Annotated in this window: 21 protein-coding genes; 7 read left to right on the top strand and 14 right to left on the bottom strand. The window is 74.0% G+C overall.

The genetic code is table 11. The features are described from left to right. Positions 1-65 precede the first annotated feature (65 nt). From AB5J87_RS27780 to AB5J87_RS27770, 3 genes are all read right to left on the bottom strand, one after another. Positions 66-380: a WhiB family transcriptional regulator gene (locus tag AB5J87_RS27780; RefSeq protein ID WP_369380338.1), complete on the bottom strand. Its 315-nt coding sequence runs from the start codon at positions 378-380 to the stop codon at positions 66-68. Further along, a complete protein-coding gene (locus tag AB5J87_RS27775; RefSeq protein WP_369380335.1) occupies positions 380-715 on the bottom strand; it encodes a hypothetical protein in 336 nt (111 codons plus the stop codon). The genes AB5J87_RS27780 and AB5J87_RS27775 overlap by 1 nt, the downstream gene beginning before the upstream one ends. Before the next feature lie 149 nt (positions 716-864). Then, entirely contained in the window at positions 865-2,268 is a 1,404-nt protein-coding gene (locus tag AB5J87_RS27770; protein ID WP_369380333.1) for a hypothetical protein, read from the bottom strand. A 498-nt stretch (positions 2,269-2,766) separates the two neighbouring features. On the opposite strand from AB5J87_RS27770, the gene AB5J87_RS27765 reads away from it, so the two are divergent. Further along, positions 2,767-3,228: a MaoC family dehydratase gene (locus AB5J87_RS27765; protein WP_369380332.1), complete on the top strand. Its 462-nt coding sequence runs from the start codon at positions 2,767-2,769 to the stop codon at positions 3,226-3,228. A gap of 45 nt (positions 3,229-3,273) precedes the next feature. Here AB5J87_RS27765 and AB5J87_RS27760 read toward each other — a convergent pair whose 3' ends face one another. The 3 genes from AB5J87_RS27760 to AB5J87_RS27750 all read right to left on the bottom strand — a co-directional run bounded on the left by AB5J87_RS27760 (position 3,274) and on the right by AB5J87_RS27750 (position 5,485). Next, positions 3,274-3,900 (bottom strand): TetR/AcrR family transcriptional regulator, encoded by a 627-nt coding sequence (locus AB5J87_RS27760; RefSeq protein WP_369380331.1) that lies wholly within the window; start codon positions 3,898-3,900, stop codon positions 3,274-3,276. A 64-nt stretch (positions 3,901-3,964) separates the two neighbouring features. Next, a complete protein-coding gene (locus AB5J87_RS27755) occupies positions 3,965-4,252 on the bottom strand; it encodes a YiaA/YiaB family inner membrane protein (RefSeq protein ID WP_369380330.1) in 288 nt (95 codons plus the stop codon). Positions 4,253-4,333: 81 nt separating this feature from the next. Further along, the gene (locus AB5J87_RS27750) at positions 4,334-5,485 is read right to left on the bottom strand and encodes an acyl-CoA dehydrogenase family protein (protein ID WP_369380328.1); all 1,152 of its coding nucleotides are present in this window, start codon (positions 5,483-5,485) and stop codon (positions 4,334-4,336) included. 96 nt (positions 5,486-5,581) lie between these two features. On the opposite strand from AB5J87_RS27750, the gene AB5J87_RS27745 reads away from it, so the two are divergent. The 3 genes from AB5J87_RS27745 (at position 5,582) to AB5J87_RS27735 (ending at position 8,181) form a co-directional block, all read left to right on the top strand. Then, on the top strand, positions 5,582-6,268 hold the full coding sequence (locus AB5J87_RS27745; RefSeq protein WP_369380326.1) for a TetR/AcrR family transcriptional regulator: 687 nt from the start codon (positions 5,582-5,584) through the stop codon (positions 6,266-6,268). A gap of 18 nt (positions 6,269-6,286) precedes the next feature. Then, positions 6,287-7,042 carry an ArsR/SmtB family transcription factor gene (locus AB5J87_RS27740; RefSeq protein WP_369380323.1) on the top strand — a complete coding sequence of 252 codons (756 nt, stop codon included), beginning with the start codon at positions 6,287-6,289 and terminating at the stop codon, positions 7,040-7,042. A gap of 173 nt (positions 7,043-7,215) precedes the next feature. Next, the gene (locus tag AB5J87_RS27735) at positions 7,216-8,181 is read left to right on the top strand and encodes a DMT family transporter (RefSeq protein WP_369380322.1); all 966 of its coding nucleotides are present in this window, start codon (positions 7,216-7,218) and stop codon (positions 8,179-8,181) included. A 77-nt stretch (positions 8,182-8,258) separates the two neighbouring features. Here the strand turns inward: AB5J87_RS27735 and AB5J87_RS27730 are convergent, their stop codons facing one another. From AB5J87_RS27730 to AB5J87_RS27700, 7 genes are all read right to left on the bottom strand, one after another. Continuing rightward, complete coding sequence (locus tag AB5J87_RS27730) at positions 8,259-9,338, bottom strand: Zn-dependent alcohol dehydrogenase (protein ID WP_369380320.1); 1,080 nt, start codon at positions 9,336-9,338, stop codon at positions 8,259-8,261. A 46-nt stretch (positions 9,339-9,384) separates the two neighbouring features. Beyond that, positions 9,385-10,779: an aldehyde dehydrogenase family protein gene (locus tag AB5J87_RS27725; protein WP_369380318.1), complete on the bottom strand. Its 1,395-nt coding sequence runs from the start codon at positions 10,777-10,779 to the stop codon at positions 9,385-9,387. A gap of 97 nt (positions 10,780-10,876) precedes the next feature. Further along, positions 10,877-11,656, bottom strand: coding sequence for a class F sortase (locus AB5J87_RS27720; RefSeq protein WP_369380317.1), 780 nt, complete (start codon positions 11,654-11,656; stop codon positions 10,877-10,879). Then, complete coding sequence (locus tag AB5J87_RS27715; protein ID WP_369380314.1) at positions 11,643-12,305, bottom strand: hypothetical protein; 663 nt, start codon at positions 12,303-12,305, stop codon at positions 11,643-11,645. The genes AB5J87_RS27720 and AB5J87_RS27715 overlap by 14 nt, the downstream gene beginning before the upstream one ends. A gap of 135 nt (positions 12,306-12,440) precedes the next feature. Beyond that, positions 12,441-13,814 carry a CitMHS family transporter gene (locus tag AB5J87_RS27710; RefSeq protein WP_369383692.1) on the bottom strand — a complete coding sequence of 458 codons (1,374 nt, stop codon included), beginning with the start codon at positions 13,812-13,814 and terminating at the stop codon, positions 12,441-12,443. A gap of 122 nt (positions 13,815-13,936) precedes the next feature. Next, positions 13,937-16,156 (bottom strand): molybdopterin oxidoreductase family protein, encoded by a 2,220-nt coding sequence (locus tag AB5J87_RS27705; RefSeq protein ID WP_369380311.1) that lies wholly within the window; start codon positions 16,154-16,156, stop codon positions 13,937-13,939. Positions 16,157-16,354: 198 nt separating this feature from the next. Continuing rightward, positions 16,355-16,960 carry a TetR family transcriptional regulator gene (locus tag AB5J87_RS27700; protein ID WP_369380309.1) on the bottom strand — a complete coding sequence of 202 codons (606 nt, stop codon included), beginning with the start codon at positions 16,958-16,960 and terminating at the stop codon, positions 16,355-16,357. Positions 16,961-17,066: 106 nt separating this feature from the next. Here AB5J87_RS27700 and hmgA point away from each other — a divergent pair, with 106 nt between their 5' ends. The 3 genes from hmgA to AB5J87_RS27685 all read left to right on the top strand — a co-directional run bounded on the left by hmgA (position 17,067) and on the right by AB5J87_RS27685 (position 20,581). Beyond that, positions 17,067-18,386, top strand: coding sequence for a homogentisate 1,2-dioxygenase (hmgA, locus tag AB5J87_RS27695; RefSeq protein ID WP_369380306.1), 1,320 nt, complete (start codon positions 17,067-17,069; stop codon positions 18,384-18,386). A 121-nt stretch (positions 18,387-18,507) separates the two neighbouring features. Further along, on the top strand, positions 18,508-19,260 hold the full coding sequence (locus tag AB5J87_RS27690; RefSeq protein ID WP_369380303.1) for a GntR family transcriptional regulator: 753 nt from the start codon (positions 18,508-18,510) through the stop codon (positions 19,258-19,260). A 79-nt stretch (positions 19,261-19,339) separates the two neighbouring features. Then, positions 19,340-20,581, top strand: a complete 1,242-nt coding sequence (locus AB5J87_RS27685) for a type ISP restriction/modification enzyme (RefSeq protein WP_369380302.1) — start codon at positions 19,340-19,342, stop codon at positions 20,579-20,581. A gap of 274 nt (positions 20,582-20,855) precedes the next feature. Here the strand turns inward: AB5J87_RS27685 and AB5J87_RS27680 are convergent, their stop codons facing one another. Continuing rightward, the gene (locus tag AB5J87_RS27680; protein ID WP_369380300.1) at positions 20,856-21,119 is read right to left on the bottom strand and encodes a hypothetical protein; all 264 of its coding nucleotides are present in this window, start codon (positions 21,117-21,119) and stop codon (positions 20,856-20,858) included. Between the last annotated feature and the right edge of the window lie 136 nt (positions 21,120-21,255).

Below are 21,255 nucleotides of genomic sequence, written 5' to 3'. Positions count from 1 at the left end.
GCTGCGCGCGCTCGCCGGGGCCCCCGCCCCGATCTGGCGGGGGCTGCTCTGAGTCCGGCCGCCGGTCATGTGTTCCTCGGCCTTCCGCCGAGGGCCCGCCACTCGACGCTGTCGGCGAGGACGCCGCCCCACACGCCCCACATCTGCTCGCTGGCCAGCCCGTACGCCAGGCACTCCGGCTTGACCGGGCACACGTCGCAGACCTCCCGGGCGGCCGTCAGGCTGCGGGCGGCTTCGCCGCTGCTGGGGAAGAACCAGTCGAGGTCGACCGGCTGGTTCCGGCAGGCCGCGCGGTGGCGCCAGCCCATGCCGGCCGGGCCGACTTGGTCGCGGTCGAGGCCGGGGTCGGTTTCCGTGAGTATCGAGGCGAGGGGCAGCATCAGCGGCCGTCCAGAAGTCCAGCGACACCGCGGGCGGCATCGGCGAACAGAACGGACGGGCCGTCTGGGTCCTGGACGCACTCCCACCAGGTGAGGGCTGCGATGTCGGCGAGTTGTTCCTTCTCCTCGGCCATGAGCCGCAGCTGGACGGGACGGGTCCCGCAGCGCGGTGGGCCAGGTGCAGTGAGGAAGCCGGGCAGTCCGGCCGGGCAGCAGATGGAGGCAGCGGCCAGGAAGGCCCCGGGCACGCAGACGTCCGTGACCGCTGGCTGGCGGATGACCGTGACGACCTCGTGGGCGTCGAGGTCGTGGTCCCGGCCGTCGATCTCGACCAAGACGTAGCCCCATCCATTGGGACTGCGGACCGGGCCGCACGTGATGGTCCCAGGCCAGCTCGGGATCTCATCGCCAGCCTTCAGCTGAGACGCTGCGACGCTGATCGGCGCGGGGGATGTCATCGTCTGCTCCGTGGGCGAGTTGGTGTTCATGTGAGTCCTGTCTTGCGGGCGCGTTTGTCGGCGCGGGCGCGTTCCAGGACGGCTCGTTCTCTGGCTGTGCCGCCGGTCTGGGGCCGCACGATTCCGGCGCGTACGGCCTGGCTGCGCGGATCGACCGTCCGGGAGAACTCCTTGGGAGGCGTGGGTTCGCGGGGCTCGGTGAGGCGCCAGATGGCCCAGCGCTCATAGACCGACAGCTGCTCGGCCCGCGCGGCATCGGCCTCGCGGCGGCGCTGATCGCACAAGGCGAACCACTCGCGACGGTCTGCGAGGTAGGAAGCGCTGTGGTCGTCTCGGAGCGTGACGTGCAGGGCCTGTTGGACCTGGGCTCGCCGGCCATACCCCTGGGCGTTCCGCTTGGTGTTGATCAGCTTCCACAGACGCCAACCGGCAACCCGGCCGAGATCATCAGCGTTGGTGATGCTGGCGGTCAGGATGTCGACGATGTCGCCCGGCGTGGTCCTGCGGAGCGCGATCTCGACCGTCCGCCGCAGGTCTTCCCATGCGGAACCGGCGTGCGGCGCCCCACTGGCCTCGCGATCGGTGGAGCGGAGAATCACCTTCCCTCGGCCGAGTTCACGCCTCCACGCGGCCCACACGTCGCGCAAGACCCGATCTGCGACGGCGGCAAGGTCCGGACCGGCCGGAAGCAAGCTCCTGGTTCTGGCTGCCGCCGAAGGCGTCCGCTTTTGATCCTGTCCATCTCGAATCGAACAGCCCGACCACCAACTACCCGCAGAAGAACCAAAACCAGATGGTTGATAACCCTCTGGGTATAGAGGAGTCGTTTCGGATCGTGATCCAAATCGTTGCATCAGGCGCTCGCCGGTGTTCGACCGGACAGCCGTGCACCGGAGATCACGCACCCCGCCCTGGGCCCCGAGGGCCTTCGACGAGCGGCTGATCTCTGCGGCCGCGATGGCAGCGGACGTGCCTTCTGGGTGCTCCCATCGAGGGGCAGCGGCGAGCTCAGTAAGGAACGTGGCTTCCTCGGTGAGCGTGAGGGGCAGATCCGGCTCAGCAACGACCTGGGCCACGGCGACGGGCTGGGAGTCGGTGAGATGGCCGTAGCGGGTGTCCTCGTCCTCCGGCTCGGGTTCGGGCAGGTCGTAGACCCGCAGGGCACGGGCAAGGTCCTCGGGCAGGCCGTTGGGGATCGCGTCGGTGCGAAGGACGAGGGCGTAGACGGCCTTGCGGCCGGGGGCGGGGCGGACGAGCTGTTCGGCCAGGCCGAGGTGCTTGAGAAGGCGCATGTCCTCCCAGAAGGCGTCGGCCGCGAGCCGGTACCTGTTCGCGTAGTACGAAGCGAGTTCCATCCCGCCGTCCACGCCTTCGCTGTGCTGGCGGCCGATGATCCGGCCGGACGTGGCGGCGATGCGCTGCTCGGACAAGAACTTCACGATGCGGCGGGCACGGGAGGGGAGCGTGCCGCGGGCGTGCCGGATCGACGCGAGCCAGAACCAGTGGTTCTTGGTGAGCTCCGGGAAGCGGAGGACCCCGGGCGGCGCGGGAGTCGGAGGGGGTGAAGCGGGGGCGTTTTCCCTGGTCAGGGAAATCGTTGCAACGTTTCGGGTCGGCTTCGAGGCGCGCGTGGCGGCGCGGTGGGCGCGGCTGCGGCAGGTGCTCGTGCAGAACTGCCGGGGCTTCTTGCCGGGGGTCTGGGCGATCGGGGCGGAGCACACCGTGCAGGCCGTCGCAGCAGGGTCCGCGGCGGCATCGCCGGTGAGGGCGCGCGCAGTCAGTAGTTTCTGATCTGCGGCACCCCTGGAACCCTACTGCGGCGGCCCGTCGGCCGTTGACAGCGGGGACCGCCCCGACCATGCTGAGCAAGCGCTTGGCCAGGAGTGGCCGCGGGGCGGCGCACACATGCGAGAGAGGCAGGAACCGGCATGGCAGAGCCGAGGATCTTCACCTCCGCCGACGAGCTGAAGGCCGCCGTGGGCGAGCCGCTCGGGCACAGCGGCTGGCTGGAGGTCGACCAGCGCCGCATCGACCTGTTCGCCGAGGCCACCGGGGACCACCAGTGGATCCACGTGGACCCGGTCCGCGCGGCGGCGGGCCCGTTCGGGACGACGATCGCGCACGGCTATCTCACGCTGTCGCTGCTGCCGTCGCTGGTGCCGCAGGTGCTGCGGGTCGAGGGCATGCGGATGGGCATCAACTACGGCACCGGCAAGGTCCGTTTCCCCGCCCCCGTGCCGGTGGGCTCGCGGCTGCGGGCCACCGCCGTCCTCACCGACGTGGTGGAGGCGGGCGGCGGGGTGCAGGTGACCGCGAAGGTCACCGTGGAGCGCGAGGGCGGCGACAAGCCGGTCTGCGTGGCGGAGTCGGTCTCGCGCTACTACTTCTGAGCGGCCGGTCCCCCGGCCCCCGCCGCCGAGCGGCGGGCCCCGCGGCTACTTCTGCCGGGCCCCGACCATCCGCAGGACGAGGTCGGCGTAGAGCGCGCCGACCTCGTCGGGCGTGCGGCGGCCCTCCGCGCTGAACCAGCGCGCCACGTCGATGCAGAGCGACAGCACGGCGAGCGTGGTCCCGGGCACGTCCGGCACGTCGAACTCGCCCGCCGCCACGCCCTCCTGGAGGATCCGCCGCACGGCCGCGTCGCTGCGGCGGCGCAGCCCCACGATCTCGGTGCGGTGCTCGGGGCCGAGCGCGTCCAGCTCGTACTGGACGACCCGCGCGGTCATGTGGTGCCCGGCGTGCCAGCGTACGAAGGAGCGCACCGCGCCCGCGAGGCGCTCGGCGGCCGTGCCGGGGGCCGCCGCGGCCGTCTCCAGGATCTCCAGGGCCTTGTCGTGGCCGATCCGGCTGATCCGGTGGAGCAGCTCTTCCTTGGTCTTGTAGTGGATGTAGAGCGCGGCCGGGCTCATCCCGGCGCGGCCCGCGATGTCCCGTGTCGTCGTCGCGTGGTAGCCGCGCTCCGCGAACGCCTCCACGGCGGCGACGAGCAGCCGCCGGGCGGCCTCCGGCGTGACCTCGCCCCACGGCTTGTCGTCGCCGACCGTCTGCTCAGCCGTACCCATCGCTTGCCCCTTCCCTTCGGACGAACACCATACCCCGAGGGTGAGCAAGCGCTTAGACGTGCGGCTACAGCTTCTGGAAGGGGTCGTGCTCGGCGAGGAGCTTCTCCAGCCGGGCCTGGTCGACCCGGCTGACGATCTGCCCGGCCTCCTGGCGGTCGCGGACCACCTTGGCGAGCGTGAAGGCGGAGGTGACCAGGTAGAGGACGGCGATGCCGAGGAAGGCCCGCACCCAGGCGTCGGCCTGGAGCCGGGTGATGCCGACGGCCGTGGCCGTGACGGCGATGGCGAAGGACGCGACGGCCTGCCCGTAGTACGCGGCCGTGTTCTGCTGCTTGACCGGTGTCTCACTCATGGCGTCAGCATGCGGCGGGTGTGGCCGGGGCCACATCCGCTCGCGTACTCAGGAGGTACTCAGAACCGGCCGGGCGGCGGGTCAGAAGGCCGAGACGCCGGTCTCGGCGCGGCCGATGATGAGCTTCTGGATCTGGCTCGTGCCCTCGTACAGCGTCATCACCCGGGCGTCGCGCAGCAGCTTGCCGACCGGGTACTCGTCGATGTAGCCGTACCCCCCGTACACCTGGAGGGCGTTGTTGGCGGCGCGCACGGCGGCCTCCGAGGCGAAGAGCTTGGCCTTCGAGGCGGCGGTGGCGAACTCCCGGCCCCGGTCGACGAGATCGGCGACCCGCCAGGTGAGCAGCCGGGCCGCGTCCACGTCCACCGAGATGTCGCTGATCAGCTCCTGCACCAGCTGGTAGTGCGCGATGGACCGGCCGAACTGCTCGCGCTCCCCCGCGTACCCGACGGCCGCCTCCAGCGCGGCCCGGGCGATGCCCACGCAGCCGGCGGCCACCGACATCCGCCCCTTGGCCAGCGCGGACATGGCGATCGAGAAGCCCTTGCCCTCGGGGCCGAGCAGCGCGGACGCCGGGATCCGCACGTCCTGGAGGACCAGCTCGGCGGTGGCCTGGCCGCGCAGGCCGAGCTTGCCGTGGATGGCCCGGCGGGTCAGGCCCGGGGTGTCGGCGGGCACCAGGAAGGCGGATATGCCCCGGTGGCCCGGGGTGTCGTCGGTGCGGGCGAAGAGCAGCACCACGTCCGCCCAGGTGCCGTTGGTGATGAACATCTTGGAGCCGTTGACGACGTAGTCGCCGCCGTCGCGGACGGCCCGGGTGGCGAGGTTTGCCGCGTCGGAGCCGGTGCCGGGCTCGGTCAGCCCGAAGCAGCCGAGCGCGTCGCCGGAGGTCAGGCGCGGCAGCCAGGTCCGCTTCTGCTCCTCGTCGCCCCAGTGCGCCACGGTCTTGGCGACCAGCCCGAGCGAGACGGAGACGATCCCGCGCACCGCCGAGTCGCCGCGCCCGAGCTCCTCGGTGACCAGGCAGTACGTCAGGTGGTCACCGCCGGAGCCGCCGTACTCCTCGGGGACGGTGAGCCCGAGGAACCCCAGCGCGCCGAGCTTCTTCACGATCGAGCGGTCGACGTTCTCGGCGCGGTCCCAGGCGGTGGCGTACGGGATCACCTCGCGGGCCACGAACTCCCCGGCGAGCCGCCGCACGGCCTCCTGCTCCTCGCTCAGCTCCAGGTTCATCTCGCTCGCACCCCAGGTGGTCCGGTCGGGCGGCCGGGCCCCGGCCACTTAATTACCACTGCTAGTTTTTCTTGCGCAGGCCCTACTATGTGCCGCATGGCCCGACCGCGCAAGCCCCTCCTGAGCACCGACCGCATCGTCGAGGCGGCGAGCGCGCTCGTGGACGCCGAGGGGCTCGCCGCCGTCTCGACCCGCCGCCTGGCCGCCGAGCTCGGGGTCAGCGGCCCCTCCCTCTACAACCACTTCCGCACCAAGGACGAGATCCTGGAGGCGGTCGCCGACGCCACCTCCGCCCAGGTCGACCTGTCGATGTTCGAGCCGGGCGACCCGCGCGGCTGGCGCACCGCGCTGCACGACTGGGCCCTCGCCTACCGGGCCGTCCTCACCCGCCACCCCCACATCGTCCCGGTCCTCGCCCAGGGCCCGGGGCGCCGCCCGGCGGGCCTGCGGCTGGCGGACGCGGTGTTCGGCGCCATGACCGAGGCGGGTTGGCCGCCCGCGCAGGCCACCCGGATCGGCGCGCTGATGCGGTACTTCGTCATGGGCTCGGCCCTCGGCTCCTTCGCCCGGGGCTTCGTGGACGACGAGGCGGCGTACGACCCCGCCGACTACCCCCACCTCGGCCAGGCCCACCTGCTGGCCGAGCGCCGGCAGGAGATCGACGAGGGCGCCTTCCAGACCGGTCTGCGCGCCCTGCTCGACGGGCTGGCCGCGCAGTACGAGGCGCTGCCCGCGCGGGCGCGCACCGGCGCCGCCCACGGTTCGGCCGCCGCCGAAGGGTGACGGCGGCATCCTGGAGGCATGACCACCACACCGGGATCCGGCAGCTCGGGATCGGGCACCTCGGGATCGGGCACCTCGGGATCGGGCACCTCGGGATCGGGGCTCGCCGCCTTCGCCGCGCTGCTCGCCGACGAGACCCGGGCGACGTTCTGCCTGGCGCTGCTCGACGGGCGGGCGTGGACGGCGGGCGAACTGGCGCGGCACGCCAAGGTCGCGCCCTCCACCGCCAGTGAGCACCTGGGCCGCCTGGTCGCGGGCGGCCTGCTGACCGAGGCGCGCCAGGGCCGCCACCGTTACGTACGGCTCGCCGACCCGGGCGTCGCCCATCTCGTGGAGGAGCTGGCGGCACGCACCGCACCGGCCGCGCCGCGCACCCTGCGGGCCGCGTCGGCGGGCAGCGCGATGGCGCGCGGGCGCACCTGCTACGACCATCTCGCGGGCCGCCTCGGCATCGCGATCACCGACGCGATGACCGTGCGCGGCCTGCTTATCCAGGACGCCGGGTTCGCGCTGACCCGCGAAGGGGTGCGCTGGTACGGGGAGGTGGGGATCGCGCTGGAGCGCTCGGGCCGTCGCCCGCTGGTGCGCTCCTGCCTCGACTGGACCGAGCGCCGCCCCCATCTGGCCGGGGCGGCGGGCGCCGCGCTCTGCGCGCACGCGCTGGAGGCGGGCTGGTGCGTACGGATCGGCTCCGAGCGGGCGGTACGGGTGACGCCGTCGGGCGAGCGGGCACTGGGCGAGCTGCTCGGCATCGCCGGGGCGAGCCTGCGCTGAGCGGGTGCGCGCGGCGGCGGGCCGGCGAGCCGACCGACCGGCGGGCTGCGGGTCGGCGGGCCGACGGCTCGGCGGGCTGCGGGCTCAGTGACAAGCCGCGGGCTCAGTGGCAAACCGGTGGCCCGGCAATAATGCGGTGAGCACCGAACGGTTTCGGCCGTACCGTCGGGCCCATGACGAACTCCTCACGCTCCCCGCGCGGTTCGGAAGGTCTGGCGCTCGCCGCCGCGGCGGTCTCCGTGGTCCTGTGGGCCTCGGCCTTCGTGTCCATCCGCAGCGCGGGCGCCGCCTACGCACCCGGAGCGCTGGCACTGGGCCGGCTGGCCGCCGGAACCGTCGTGCTCGGCGTGCTGTTCGCGGTCCGGCGCGAGGGGCTTCCCCCGCGCGGGGCCTGGCCGGGCATAGCCGCCTCGGGCCTGCTGTGGTTCGGGGTCTACATGGTGGTGCTCAACTGGGGCGAGCGGGAGGTCGACGCGGGCACGGCCGCGATGATCGTGAACATCGGCCCGATCCTCATCGCCCTGCTCGGCGCCCGCTTCCTGGGCGAGCGGCTGCCGCCGCGGCTGGCGGCCGGCATGGGCGTCTCGTTCGCGGGCGCGGTGGCGGTCGGCCTGTCGATGTCCGGGGACGGCGGCGCCTCGGTGCTCGGGGTGGTCCTCTGTCTGCTGGCGGCGATGACCTACGCGGGCGGCGTGGTGGCGCAGAAGCCCGCGCTCGGCCGGGCCAGCGCGCTCCAAGTGACCTTCTTCGGCTGCCTGGTGGGGACGGTGGCCTGTCTGCCGTTCGCCGGTCGGCTGGTCTCCGACGCCGCCGACGCACCGGTCGGCGCGACCCTGAACATGGTCTACCTGGGCGTGTTCCCGACCGCGCTCGCCTTCACCACCTGGGCGTACGCGCTGGCCCGCACGACGGCCGGGAAGATGGGCGCGACCACCTATGTGGTGCCCGCGCTGGTGGTGCTGATGTCCTGGGCGGTGCTGGACGAGGTGCCGGACTGGCTGACGCTGGCCGGGGGCGCCCTGTGCCTGGCGGGCGTGGCCGTCTCCCGCTCGCGGCCCCGGCGGAGCGCGGAGGTTCCTGCCCCTCCGGCCGCCGCCCCCGTCCCCGCGCCGCAGCCGGAGGCGGAGGCCCGGCACTGAGCACCGCGGGGCGGGGCCGCCCGGCCGCCCCCGGCCGGGACGCGGGGTAACCGGCGCGCCCGCCTCCGCGCCGGCCCCTAGAACACCACCAGCGCCCGCCCGCCCTTGCCCGCCTCCATGTCGGCGAAGGCGGCCGGGATGCCGTCGAGCCCGGTCCGCCCGGACACCATCGCCGCCAGGTCCAGGCGGCCCGCGCGGACGTGCTCGGCCAGGACCGGCAGATCGCGCGCCGGGTCGCTGTTGCCGTACACGCAGCCCGAGAACGTACGGCCCCAGTGGAAGATCTCCAGGGCGTTGAAGGAGACCTCCTGGTCCTTGCCGCCGATGCCGACGACCGTGGTGCGGCCACCGCGCCGGGTGGACTCCCAGGCCGTGCGGATGGTGACCGCGCGCCCCACGCACTCCACCGCCACGTCGGTGCCGTGGCCGCCGGTCAGCTTCCGGATGTCCTTGGCCGTGGTGTCGGAGGCCACCACGAAGTCGGTGGCGCCCGCCCGGCGCGCCAGCTCCTCCTTCGCCGGGGAGACGTCGACCGCCACGATCTGCCCGGCGCCCGCGATCCGGGCGGCCTGGAGGGTGGCCAGGCCCACGCCGCCCGCCCCGAACACGGCGACCGTCTCGCCCTCGCGGACCTTCGCCGAGTGGTGGACGGCGCCGTACCCCGTCAGCACCGCGCAGCCCAGCAGCGCCGCCTCGACCAGCGGGACGCCCTCGGGCAGGGGCAGCAGACAGTTCTCGGCGACGACCGTCTCCTCGGCGAAGGCCGCCACGTTGAGCCCCGGGTGCAGCTCCCGGCCGTCGGCCGTGTGCGCGTACACCGCGCCCGCGCCGGTCAGCGCGTTGAGGCAGAGCCAGACCTCGCCCAGCGAGCAGGGGTGGCAACTGCCGCAGGAGGGCGCCCAGTTGAGGACCACGCCGTCGCCGGGCGCGACCGAGGTGACGCCCTCGCCGACCGCGACGACGGTGCCCGCGCCCTCGTGGCCGAGGACGGCCGGTACGGGGACGCGCATGGTGCCGTTGGCCAGCGAGAGGTCGGAGTGGCAGACCCCGGCGGCGGCGAGGCGGACCCGCACCTGGCCGGGGCCGGGCTCGGGGAGTGCTATCTCGGTGACCTCCAGCGGGGAGCCGACGGAGGGTAGGACTGCGGCGCGGACCACGATGCTGCTCCCGGAGTGAGAAAGGGTGGTGCTCGGTGACGGGTCGTCAGAACTGCAGTGACTTGGTCTGGAGGTACTCGCTCAGGCCGTGCGGGCCGAGCTCGCGGCCCACCCCCGACTGCTTGTAGCCGCCGAAGGGGGCGAGCGGGTTGAACCGGCCGCCGTTGATGTCCACCTGCCCGGTCTCCATCCGCCGCGCGAAGGCCACCGCCTCGGCGTCGTCGCCCGCCCAGACCGCGCCCGCCAGCCCGTACACCGTGCCGTTGGCGATCCGCAGCGCGTCCTCCTCGTCGCGGTACGGGATGAGCGCGACGACCGGGCCGAAGATCTCCTCCTGGGCGATCGTCATCTCCGGGGTGACATCGGCGAAGACGGTCGGCGCCACGTAGTAGCCGCGCTCCAGCGGGGCCCCGGCGCCGCCCGCCACCAGCCGGGCGCCCTCCTCGACGCCCTTCTCGATGTAGCCGCGCACCCGGTCCCGCTGCCGGGCGCTGACCAGCGGCCCGACCCGCTCGCCCACCGGGTACTTGGCGACGGCGGCGCGGGCGAGACCGACGGCCTCCTCGTACCGGTCGGCGTGGACCAGCATCCGGGTCCAGGCGCTGCACGTCTGGCCGGAGTTGCCCATCACGTTGGCGATGCCGACGGCGACGGCCCTCGCCAGGTCCGCGCTCGGCAGGATGACGTTGGCGGACTTGCCGCCGAGCTCCAGGGCGACCCGCTTGACGGCGCCGCCCGCCAGGGCGCCGATGCGGCGGCCGACGGCGGTGGAGCCGGTGAAGGAGAGCAGATCGACGCCCTCGTGCTCGGCGAGCGCCTGGCCCGCGACCGGCCCGAGCCCGGTGACCAGGTTGAACACCCCGGCGGGCACCCCGGCCTCGTGGACCGCCCGCGCGAACAGCCGGGCGGTGAGCGGGGTGTCCTCGGCGGGCTTGAGGACGACCGTGCAGCCCGCCGCGAGCGCGGGTGCCACCTTGGCGACGATCTGGTGGAGCGGATAGTTCCAGGGGGTGATCGCGCCGACCACGCCGACCGGCTCGTGGAAGACGGTGGAGTTGCCGATCCGCTCCTCGAAGGCGTGCGCGGCGGCGAGTTCGGCGTAGGAGCCGGCGACCGCGATCGGCAGGCCCACGTGCACCTGCTGGGCGAACTGCGCGGGCGCGCCGAGTTCGGCGGTGACCGTGGCCGCGATCTCGTCCTTGCGCTCGGCCAGCCGGTCCCGCAGGGCCGCGATCAGTGCGGCGCGCGCGGCGGGCGGGGTCGCGGCCCAGCCCGGCAGGGCCGCGCGGGCCGCGCGCACCGCCGCGTCCACGTCCTCGGCGGTCCCGGCCGGTACGTGGGCGATGACCTGCTCGTCCGCCGGGTTCACCACGGCGGTCGTGTCGCCGCCCGCGGCCGGGGTCCAGCGACCGCCTATGTACATCCCGTCGTGGGCGTTCATCGCGCTCCTCCTGAGCCTGGGTGTCGGGGACCCAAACTAGCGCCGGTAGTTTTCCAGCACCAGGGGCCGCCCGGCCGACCCGGGCGCCAGGAGGAGGCTATGCGGTCCGGCCCGGCCCCCGTACGGCGGTGAGGTGGGCGAAGACGACGACGTTGCTCTCGTACCCCTTCTTCCGGTCGAACCTGCCGCCGCAGGTGATCAGCCGCAGCTCGGGGCGGGCCCGCGCCCCGTACACCTCCTCGTCGGGAAAGTGCGCCTTGTCGAACTTGCGGACCGCGTCCACCGTGTACACCGCGACGCGGCCGTCCGCCCGGCGGGCCTCGACCAGCCGGCCGGGCCGCAGCATGGCGATGTTGGCGAAGACCGCGGCGCCGGTGCGGGTGTCGCGGTGGCCGACCGCGACGGCGGTGCCCGCCTCGCCCGGCGAGGGCCCGTTCGCGTACCAGCCGACCAGCTTCGGGTTGTCGACCGGCGGGGTCGCGAGGTGGTGCGCCGGATCGAGCCCGAGACCGACGACCGGCGCCGTCAGGCTCAGGTACGGGATGGCCAGGCCGGTCGCCGGGGAGCGCGGCAGCGGGCGGGCCGCGGGCGGGGGCGCGCCCGCCCGGCCCCGCCCGCCCGGCGCGGCCTTGCCGCCGGGGCCCGCCGGACGGGCGGGGTCCGCGGCCTGTTTGTCCCCGTCGGCCCCGGTGGTGGCCGCGGGCGCCGCCGTGCCCGGGGCCCCCGCCGCGCCCATGGCGACCGGTGCGACCGACCCGTCGTCCTGGGCCCACCAGACGCCGCCGACGACCAGGGTCGCGGCCAGCGCGGCCGTGCGCGTCAGCCGGTAGGCGCGCGTCCGGTGGAAGGGCCTGGGGGACGCGCTACGCGGCGCCATGGGGGCGGCGGCGCAGCCGCCGGACGAAGAGCACCCCGGAGACGCCGACGAGGCCGAGGGCCGCGATGCCCGCGGCCGGGGAGACGCCGTCGGTGAGGGAGTCGGTCCCGGCCAGACCGCCGCCGCCCGCGTTCGGCCCGCCGTTGGGGCCGCCGCTGCCGCCGGTGGCACCGCCGGTCGCACCGGCCGAGCCGCCGCCGGTGGTGGTGCCCGGCGGACTGGTGATGGGCAGGCAGTCGACCTTGAAGACCTTCATCTTGCCCGCGCCGTTGCCGCCGGTGATCTTCCAGGTGAGCTTGTACTGCCCGTTGGGAAGGGTGAGCGGCAGGGTGTGGCCCGTGCCGGCGGGCAGGGCGATGGCGCCGTTGAGGGTGGCGCCGCCCGCCCGCAGCGGCTGGGTCTGGATGGACCAGGTGACGTTCTGGTTGGCGTCGAAGTTGAAGCCGTCGAGGTAGAACCCGCAGACCTTGGGCTCGTCGCGCTGGTCGGTGAACGGGGTGCCCAGGTTGTGGATCTTCACATCGCCGTTGTCGCCGGGTGCGGCGTGGGCGGCCGGGGCGCCGGCGAGGACGGCTCCCGCGAGCCCGAGGGCGAGGGCGGTGGCGGCCGGACGGCGGACGGCGGGGCGCGGGGGTGAGGAGGCAGACATGCGCGTTCCTTTGAGTCAGATTGTCATATAAATCGACCTTTCATCTGACTCTCTTTCACATCGCCGCCGCGAAACGGCGGAGCAGCGCCGGGCGGGCCCCGGCAAGTCGCCCGCCCGGCGCAACCCCGCCGCCGCTCAGACCGTGCCGAAGAGGATGCCCGCGCCGAGCACCACCAGCGAGGTCAGCGCCGCCCACTTCACCGTGAACCGGGTGTGGTCGCCGAACTCGACCTTGGCCATGCCCACCAGCACGTACACCGCGGGAACCAGCGGGCTCGACATGTGCAGGGCCTGCCCGGCCAGCGAGGCGCGGGCGATCTCCACCGGGGAGACGCCGTGGGCGGCGCCGGCCTCGGCGAGGACCGGCAGGACGCCGAAGTAGAAGCCGTCGTTGGACATGAAGTACGTGAGCGGCAGGCTCAGCACACCGGTGACCAGCGCCATGTGCGGGCCCATGCCCTCCGGGACGGCGCCCACCAGCCAGTCCGCCATGTGCTTGACCATGCCGGTGCCGTTGAGGACGCCGGTGAAGACGGCGGCGGCGAAGACCATGCCCGCCACGTTGACGACGTTCTCGGAGTGCGCGGCGATCCGGGCCTTCTGGTCCGGCATGTGCGGGTAGTTGACGGTGAGCGCCAGGGCCGCGCCGAGCAGGAACAGCACCGGGATCGGCAGCCACTCCATGATCATGGCGGTCAGCAGCGCCACGGTGAGGCCCGCGTTGAACCAGTACAGCCGGGGCCGCAGGGTCGCCCGCCGCGGGTCGAGGCCCGGGAACTCGCCCGTCCCGGGCAGGTCCGTGCCGCCGCCCGCGCCGGTGCGGGGCGGCTCGGCGCCGCCCGCCGCCACCAGCACCGTCTCGCTCTCCGGCTCCAGGACCTCGTCGAGGGTGAGGTGGCCGAGGCGCTCGCGCTCGCGGCGGCCCAGGGCGTACGCGAGGACGAACACCGCGACCAGGCCCACCGCGAGGGCCGGGATCATCGGCACGAAGATGTCGGTGGCGTCCAGCTTCAGGGCGGTGGCGGCGCGGGCGGTCGGGCCGCCCCAGGGCAGGGTGTTCATCACGCCGTTGGCGGTGGCGGCCACTCCGGTCATCACCACGAGGCTCATGCCGAGCCGCTTGTAGAGCGGGTACATCGCGGAGACCGTGATCATGAAGGTGGTCGAGCCGTCGCCGTCGAGCGAGACGATCGCGGCGAGCACCGCCGTACCGACGACCACCCGCACCGGATCCGCCTTGCAGAACCGCAGGATGCCCCGCACGACCGGGTCGAAGAGGCCGACGTCGATCATCACCCCGAAGTAGATGATCGCGAACATCAGCATCGCGGCGGTCGGCGCGAGCTTGCCGACGCCGTCGACCACGTAGTCGCCGAGATGGGCGCCCTTGCCCACGAAGACGCAGAACAGGGCGGGGATCAGAACCAGCGCCGCGATGGGCGACAGCTTCTTCAGCATGATCAGGACCAGAAAGGTCGCGATCATGGTGAAGCCGAGGACGGTCAGCATGGAGGACACCTAACGTTCACCCTTGAACTCCAGCGGGGGGCTGGCGGTGCGGATGACGTTAGGTCGGCCGTTCCGGCGTTAACAAGATGTTGACGTGTGAGCAATACGAGCAAAACCCCAGGTCAACGAAGTGCGATCAGCTCGACCGGAAAGCCGTTGAGCACCGCGGTGCCGGAGAGCGGGTCGAGCCGGGAGCCGTCGAGCAGCTGGTTGACGTTGACCCCGGGCCGCCCGGCGGCGACCCCGAGCCGGGTGCCCGGCCGGTCGTGGCCCCAGCCGTGCGGCAGGCTCACCACACCGGTGCGGACCGCCTCGGTGATCTCCACGGGCGCCGCCACCTCGCCGCCGTCGGCCTTGACCCGTACGGGGTCGCCGTCGCGCAGCCCGAGCCGCGCCGCGTCCTCGGGGTGGACGTGCAGGGTGCAGCGGTTGGAACCGCCGGTCAGGGACGGGATGTTGTGCAGCCAGCTGTTGTTGGAGCGCAGATGGCGCCGGCCGACCAGGACCAGCCCGTCGGGCCGCGCGCCGAGGGCCGCGCGCAGCCGGGGCAGGTCCTCGGCGATCGGCGCGGGCAGCAGCTCGACCAGTCCGCTGCGGGTCTTCAGCACCTGCGCCAGCCGGGGCCGCAGCGGGCCGAGGTCGATGCCGTGCGGACGGGCCAGCAGCCGCTCCAGGGTCAGGCCCTCGGGGTCGGCCCCGAAGCCGTCGCCGTACGGGCCGAGCCGCAGCATCAGGTCGAGCCGCCGCTCGGGGCCGCTCTCCCCGGTCAGCAGGGCGGCGAGCGCCCCGGGGTCGCGTCCGTGCACGGGTGAGTGCGGGTCGGCCACCGCCTTGCCCAGGGTGCGCTCGACGACCGCCGCGTCCACGGCGTCCGCCGGGGCGCCGTGCAGCCCGGTCGCGGCGAGCACCAGCCGGGCGTGGATCTCGCACTCGTCGAGCCCGCCCCCGGCGAGCGGGACGGCGGGCCGGGTGTAGCGGACCTGGTTGCGCACGGCGAGCGCGTTGAACGCGAAGTCGAAGTGGGCGCTCTGCGACGGCGGCGGCGGGGGCAGCACGACATCGGCGTGGCGCGAGGTCTCGTTGAGGTACGGGTCGACGCTGACCATGAAGTCGAGCCCGGTCAGCGCCCGGTCGAGCCGGTCGCCGTCGGGGGCGGAGAGCACCGGGTTGGCGGCGCAGACGACCAGCGCCCGGATCCGGCCCTCGCCGGGGGTCTCGATCTCCTCGGCCAGTGCGGCCAGCGGCAGTTCGGACTTGGTCTCGGGGTGGCCGCCGACCCGGCTGCGCCAGCGGCCCAGCGCGAAGCCCTTGCCGGGGCCCGGCGGGCGGGGGGCGCGGTCGGTGGCGGAGAGCGGGAAGAGCACGCCGCCGGGCCGGTCCAGATTTCCGGTGAGGACGTTGAGCACGTCGACCAGCCAGCTGGCGAGGGTGCCGTGGGCCACCGTGCAGCTGCCGATGCGGCCGTACACGGCGGCGGCCGGGGCGGCGGCGAGCTCCCGGGCGAGGGTGCGGATCTCGTCCGGGTCCAGGTCGCAGGCCGCCCCGACCGCCTCGGGGGTGAACTCCCGCACCTCTTCGCGCACTTCCTCCAGCCCCGCCACCCGGTCCGTGAGCGCGCCGGGCGCGACGAGCCCCTCCTCGAAGAGGACCTGGGCGAGCGCGGCGAGCAGCAGGGCGTCCGTGCCGGGCCGGGGGGCGAGGTGGCGGTCGGCCAGGCGGGCGGTACGGGTGCGGCGCGGATCCACCACGGTCAGGGTGCCGCCCCGGGCCCGCAGCGCCTTGAGGCGGCCGGGGAAGTCCGGCGCGGTGCACAGGCTGCCGTTGGACTCCAGGGGGTTGGCGCCGAGCAGCAGCAGATGGCCGGTGCGGTCCAGGTCGGGCACCGGGATGGCGAACGGATCCCCGAAGAGCAGCCCGCTGGAGACGTGCTTGGGCATCTGGTCGAGGGTGCTGGCGGTGAACAGGGCGCGCGTGCGCAGCCCGCCGACCAGCAGCGGCGGATAGAGCGCCCCGGCCATGGTGTGGACGTTGGGGTTGCCGAGCACGACCCCGACGGCGTCCGGCCCGTGCTCCTCGACGACCGGCCGCAGCCGGGCCGCGACGAGGTCGAACGCCTCGTCCCAGCTCGCCGGTTCCAGCCGTCCGCCGCGCCGGACCAGGGGCCCGGTCAGCCGGTCGGGGTCGGCGTCGACCTCACCGAAGGAGGCGCCCTTTGGGCAGATGAACCCCTGGCTGAACACGTCGTCCCGGTCGCCCCGGGCGCCGGTGACCCGGGAGCCCTCGACGGTGAGCGTCAGCCCGCAGGTGGCTTCGCACAGGGGGCAGATGCGCAGTGCGGACATAGGGGGTCCTCCCCGGGGCGACGGGCGGCTGGGGGCCTCCCCGCACGGACGGACCGGATGGCGCCGAGGGCTCGGGGAGGCGCCGACGACGCGAGCATACCGACCGGTAGGCATGGTGGCGAGGGGGCTGCGCGGCCGGGTGCGCGCGGGCGGCGCCGCGCACCACTCGCCGCCGCCCGCCCCGATCGCGCGACGGGGTCAGCCCAGGGTGCGCGCGAGGTAGGAGTGGAGCAGCTCCCGGGTCTCCGCGACGATCCCGGGGTCCCCCGCCGGGTCCGTACGGAAGGCGAGCCGCAGCAGCGCGTCCGCCGCCTCCACCGCGACCAGGATCGTCAGCCGCAGCTCGGCGTCCGGGGCGCGGCCGAACTGGGCCGGGAGCAGCTGGGCCAGGCGCTCGGCGAGCAGGTGGTTGGCGTCGGCGGCGGGGTCGGCGACCGGCTGGGGCCCGCCGAAGTCCACCAGGTTGAAGCCGGGCACGGTCTTCTTCAGGACCAGGTACTCGTCGAGCACCGCGTCGATCGCGCCGCGCCAGTCCGCCGCCTCGATCGAGACCAGCCGGGCGGAGACGATCTCGGCGAACCGGTCCAGGTTGCGGGCGGCGAGGGCCTCCGCCAGGGCCCGCTTGTTGCTGAAGAAGCGGTACACCGAGCCGATGGGCACCCCGGCCCGCTGGGCCACGGCCCGGGTGGAGAGCTCCTCGTAGCCGGTCTCGTCCAGGAGTTCGGCGCAGGCGTCCAGGATCCGGGTCAGGCGCTCTGCGCTGCGCTGCTGGACCGGGGCACGGCGGAGGTTCGGATGGGACACGGGCCCATCATGCCGCGCCCGGCCGGTTTTGCCGTTGACGTGGTCGAATCGGAATCCTACGGTGTCCCATAGGATTGAAGGATTCCTTCGGCGGCGGGAGCGGCAGATGACCACCAGCAGCGAGCGGGCGAGGAAGACGGCGGAGGCGCTGGCGTACTCCCCCGGCTTCGGCAACGAGCACAGCTCGGAGGCGGTTCCCGGCGCCCTGCCGCACGGCCGGAACTCGCCGCAGCGCGCCCCCCTCGGGCTCTACGCGGAGCAGCTGAGCGGCTCCGCCTTCACCGAACCGAGGGCGCACAACCGCCGCTCCTGGCTGTACCGGATCACGCCGTCGGCCGCGCACCCGGCGTTCACCCGCACCGACAACGGGCGGCTGCGCACCGCCCCCTTCACCGAGACCGTCCCCGACCCGAACCGGCTGCGCTGGAACCCGCTGCCGGAGCCCGCGCCGGGCACCGACTGGCTGGCCGGCCTGTGGACCCTGGGCGGCAACGGCGACGCCGCCCAGCGCGCCGGCATGGCCGTCCACCTCTACCACGCCAACGCCTCCATGGACCGGGTGTTCAGCGACGCCGACGGCGAGCTCCTGATCGTCCCCGAGCGCGGCGGGCTGCTGCTGCGCACCGAGTTCGGCCTGCTCGCGGCCCGCCCCGGCGAGATCGCCCTGATCCCGCGCGGGGTCCGCTTCCGCGTGGAGCTCCTCGACGCCACCGCCCGGGGCTACGTCTGCGAGAACTACGGCAGCCCGTTCCAGCTCCCCGACCTCGGCCCGATCGGTGCCAACGGCCTGGCCAACGCCCGCGACTTCCTGGCGCCGGTGGCCGCGTACGAGGAGACCGGCGGCCCCGTCGAGGTGGTCAACAAGTTCTGCGGCAACCTGTGGACCGCCGAGTACGACCACTCGCCGCTGGACGTGGTGGCCTGGCACGGCAACCACGTGCCCTACGTCTACGACCTGCACCGCTTCAACGTCATCGGCACGATCTCCTACGACCACCCGGACCCGTCGATCTTCACGGTCCTCACCTCCCCCTCGGACACCCCGGGGCTGGCGGGCGTGGACTTCGTGGTGTTCGCGCCGCGCTGGCTGGTGGGCGAGGACACCTTCCGCCCGCCGTACTTCCACCGCAACGTGATGAGCGAGTACATGGGCCTGATCGAGGGCGCCTACGACGCGAAGGCCGAAGGCTTCGTGCCCGGCGGCGGCTCGCTGCACAACATGATGTCGGCGCACGGCCCCGACCGCGAGACGTTCGACCGGGCGAGCGCGGCCGAGCTGAAGCCGCAGAAGATCGACGACGGCCTCGCCTTCATGTTCGAGACGCGCTGGCCGGTGACGGCCACCCAGCAGGCCGCGTCGGCGGACCACCTGCAGCGCGGCTACGACGAGGTGTGGCGCGGCCTGCAGCGGCACTTCCGCGCCTGACGGCGGGCGGCGGGGACCCGGAGGGGCCGCACGGCCCCGGAGGTGGGACGCTGGGACCACCCCGTCCCCGGATCCCGAACACCGCCTTCCGCCCCTCCCCAGAGCCTGATACGGAATCTCCGTGACCTCCTCCTTCGCTCCCGACTCGCTGGTCCTGAACCGCAAGCTGCCGCTCTGGTACCAGGTCTCGCAGTCCCTGCGCGCCTCGATACTGGGCCGCACGCCGGACGCCTCGCTCCGGCTGCCCACCGAGGAGCAGCTGGCCGCGCACTACGGGGTGAGCGTGCTGACCATGCGGCAGGCGCTCAAGGAGCTGGAGGAGGAGGGGCTGATCACCCGGCACCGGCGGCGCGGCACGTTCATCGAGCCGACCGCGCGGCGCGGCACCCCGGTCCGGCTGCTCGGCTCGATCGACGCGATCGTGGCGCAGCAGTCCGGCGAGCCCACGACGGTGCTGGGCCACGGCCCGGAGCCGGTGCCGGGGGAGCTCGCGGAGCACTTCCCCGACTGCGACTCGGTCGTCACCTACCGCCGGCTGCGCCGCGACGGCGGCAGCGGCGAACCCACCAACTGGGCGGAGAACGCGGTACGGCCCGAACTCGCCGCCGCCATCGACGTGTCCGACCTCGAACGGTGGCCGATGACCAAGGTCCTGCGGGACGCGGTCGGCGTGCGGATCAGCCGCATCACCGACACCGTGGAGGCCCGGCTGGCCGACCCGCTGACGGCCGAACTCCTCGAAGTCCCGCTGCTCTCCCCGATCCTGCACTACACGGGCGTCACGTACGACGCGGACGGCCGCGTGGCCGACGTGGCCCGCATCCGCTACCGGGGCGACCGCTTCTCGTTCTCGGTGACGGTGGAGGCGCGGTAGGCGGTAGGGGGCCCGGCGCCCGGGGAGGGGGACAGCGATCGAGGACGGCCACCACCCCGCCCCGCCGCCCCGTGGGCGAATGACCAACCCGCCCGTGGAGCGCCTAGCATGGCCCCCCGTGAGTGCCGAAGCGTCGCTCGATGACCTCATGCCGTGGTCCGTGGCCCCCCTGCGCCCCGGCCGCCCCTGGGTGATGGCCCCGGACGCCCGTACGCTCAGAGCCCGCTGGGACGTGCTCGTCCGGGCGTCCGGCGCCGAGCGCGACCGCCTCTTCCGCCCCAGCCGCGCCCGTACCCCGCGCACCTCGGTCACCGCGCTCCCGCTCGACGGGGAGCCGGGCCGCACCACGCCGCTGGCCCAGGAGTCGGGCCCCTGCCCCGCTCCCGTACGCATCGCCCACGGCCCCTACGACCAGCAGTGGCTGATACCGGACCACCGCCTGCTCGACGCGGCCCGCCCGGAGTTGTGGCGGGTGGCGGACGAGCGGCAGCTGTTCGCGCTGGAGCAGGGGTACGTGCCGGACGCCCGCGGCCCCGCCGTGACGGTCTGCGCCCTGCTCCCCGACGGCCGCTCCCCCGCCGGACGCCCGGGCCGGGTCCGCCCGCTTTACCGGCGCCCCGGCGGCGGGGAACCGAACGTCGCCCCCGGCCTGCTCCCCTTCCTCGCGAAGGCGTACGGGCGGCCCGAGGTCGCCCCCGAGGACCTGCTGGCCTGGGTGGCGGCCACCGCCCGCGCCACCCCGGCGGGCTGCGCGGTCCCGCTGACCGCCGACGCCCGCCTCTGGGACACCGGGGTGGCGCTGGGGCACCGCGTCGTCGCGCTCACGCTGCGCGGGGCGCGCGGCGGCGAGAAGCCCCGGCTGCCGGGCGGGCGGCGGCCCTACGTCCGGGCCGCGATCCCGGCCCGCCCGGACACGCTGCGCTACGACCCGGAGGAGGAGGCGCTGCATCTGGGCGAGGGCCGGATCTCGCCCGTGCCGCCCGGCGCCTGGGAGTTCGCGGTCGGCGGGGTGCGGGTGCTGGAGCCGTGGTTCGAGCGCCGCACCGAGCGCGGCGAGGCCGGGACGCTGGAGGCGCTGGGACCGGCCGCCTGGCCGCAGGAGTGGACGTCGGAGCTGCTGGAGCTGATCACGGCCCTCGCCCTGCTGGACGAACTCCGGCCCCGGCTGGCCGAGTTGGCCGAGGAGGCGGCCCGTGCGCCGCTGGACCGGGAGCGGCTGGCCGGGGCGGGGGTGCTGCCGGTCCCGTCGGCCGCCCGCCGCCCCGCGTCCGTACTGGACCATCACGAGGAGGGGCCGGGAGGCCAGTTCGCCCTGCTCTAGCCGCGGCTGCGGACGTCGCTCCGGGCGTTGCTCTTGTCGTTCGATCCCGTCATCGGATCCGCAGCCGATCGGGATGGTGTGCGGGGCGCGCCACCGGCGTGCGCCGAAGAGTGCGCGCCGTCGGTGTCCGGGCACACCGAAGCGCCGCTGTCGGCCCTGGGGATGACGGAGGGGCCGGCAGCAGCGCTGCGCGGGTACGACGTGCGGGCCCGAGTGAGTTTCAGGAAGTCACCGGTCGTGCCGTGCGGTCACTTGTCGTGAACTGTGGTGGACTTCAGCCGCGGCTGCCGAAGAGCGAGCGGCGCAGGCGCCGCAGCGGGGCGAAGAGCGAGACGCGGGCGCTCTTGCTCCTCCGGCGGTGCGCGGCGTCACGCGAGGTCAGCTCACGCATCAGCAAGGTCGCCTCGGCCGTCTCCCGCAGCGGGACGGCGGGGCCGCCGAGCACCGAGAGATGGCGGTCGAGCCGCGAACTGGTCGCACTGCTCCCGCAGGTGATGGCAGGCACTCTCGCCCTGCTGTGCATTGTTATCTGTTCCATGTCACTCCCCACCCAAACGAGGGCACCCGGCCCTGGGCAGGGTAACCCTATCGCCCTCGCATCACACTCGTGTATCCCGGTGGTGGGATTCACCTCTCCCGGGGAGGGGTTGACACCGCACCCCCGATTACTCTCC

The organism is Streptomyces sp. cg36 (assembly GCF_041080675.1).
Lineage (GTDB): Bacteria > Actinomycetota > Actinomycetes > Streptomycetales > Streptomycetaceae > Streptomyces.
The sequence above is the reverse complement of the archived record's forward strand: the minus strand, read 5'-3'. Positions and strand labels throughout refer to the sequence as shown.

Excerpts from the sequence above, each read along its gene's own strand:
- AB5J87_RS27720 (WP_369380317.1), bottom strand. The coding sequence starts at position 11,656 with ATGGCGCCGCGTAGCGCGTCCCCCAGGCCCTTCCACCGGACGCGCGCC.
- AB5J87_RS27780 (WP_369380338.1), bottom strand. The coding sequence starts at position 380 with ATGCTGCCCCTCGCCTCGATACTCACGGAAACCGACCCCGGCCTCGAC.
- AB5J87_RS27760 (WP_369380331.1), bottom strand. The coding sequence starts at position 3,900 with ATGGGTACGGCTGAGCAGACGGTCGGCGACGACAAGCCGTGGGGCGAG.
- AB5J87_RS27680 (WP_369380300.1), bottom strand. The coding sequence starts at position 21,119 with ATGGAACAGATAACAATGCACAGCAGGGCGAGAGTGCCTGCCATCACC.
- AB5J87_RS27710 (WP_369383692.1), bottom strand. The coding sequence starts at position 13,814 with ATGCTGACCGTCCTCGGCTTCACCATGATCGCGACCTTTCTGGTCCTG.
- hmgA (WP_369380306.1), top strand. The coding sequence starts at position 17,067 with ATGACCACCAGCAGCGAGCGGGCGAGGAAGACGGCGGAGGCGCTGGCG.
- AB5J87_RS27740 (WP_369380323.1), top strand. The coding sequence starts at position 6,287 with ATGACCACCACACCGGGATCCGGCAGCTCGGGATCGGGCACCTCGGGA.
- AB5J87_RS27715 (WP_369380314.1), bottom strand. The coding sequence starts at position 12,305 with ATGTCTGCCTCCTCACCCCCGCGCCCCGCCGTCCGCCGTCCGGCCGCC.
- AB5J87_RS27685 (WP_369380302.1), top strand. The coding sequence starts at position 19,340 with ATGACCAACCCGCCCGTGGAGCGCCTAGCATGGCCCCCCGTGAGTGCC.
- AB5J87_RS27765 (WP_369380332.1), top strand. The coding sequence starts at position 2,767 with ATGGCAGAGCCGAGGATCTTCACCTCCGCCGACGAGCTGAAGGCCGCC.
- AB5J87_RS27755 (WP_369380330.1), bottom strand. The coding sequence starts at position 4,252 with ATGAGTGAGACACCGGTCAAGCAGCAGAACACGGCCGCGTACTACGGG.
- AB5J87_RS27735 (WP_369380322.1), top strand. The coding sequence starts at position 7,216 with ATGACGAACTCCTCACGCTCCCCGCGCGGTTCGGAAGGTCTGGCGCTC.
- AB5J87_RS27705 (WP_369380311.1), bottom strand. The coding sequence starts at position 16,156 with ATGTCCGCACTGCGCATCTGCCCCCTGTGCGAAGCCACCTGCGGGCTG.
- AB5J87_RS27745 (WP_369380326.1), top strand. The coding sequence starts at position 5,582 with ATGGCCCGACCGCGCAAGCCCCTCCTGAGCACCGACCGCATCGTCGAG.
- AB5J87_RS27725 (WP_369380318.1), bottom strand. The coding sequence starts at position 10,779 with ATGAACGCCCACGACGGGATGTACATAGGCGGTCGCTGGACCCCGGCC.
- AB5J87_RS27750 (WP_369380328.1), bottom strand. The coding sequence starts at position 5,485 with ATGAACCTGGAGCTGAGCGAGGAGCAGGAGGCCGTGCGGCGGCTCGCC.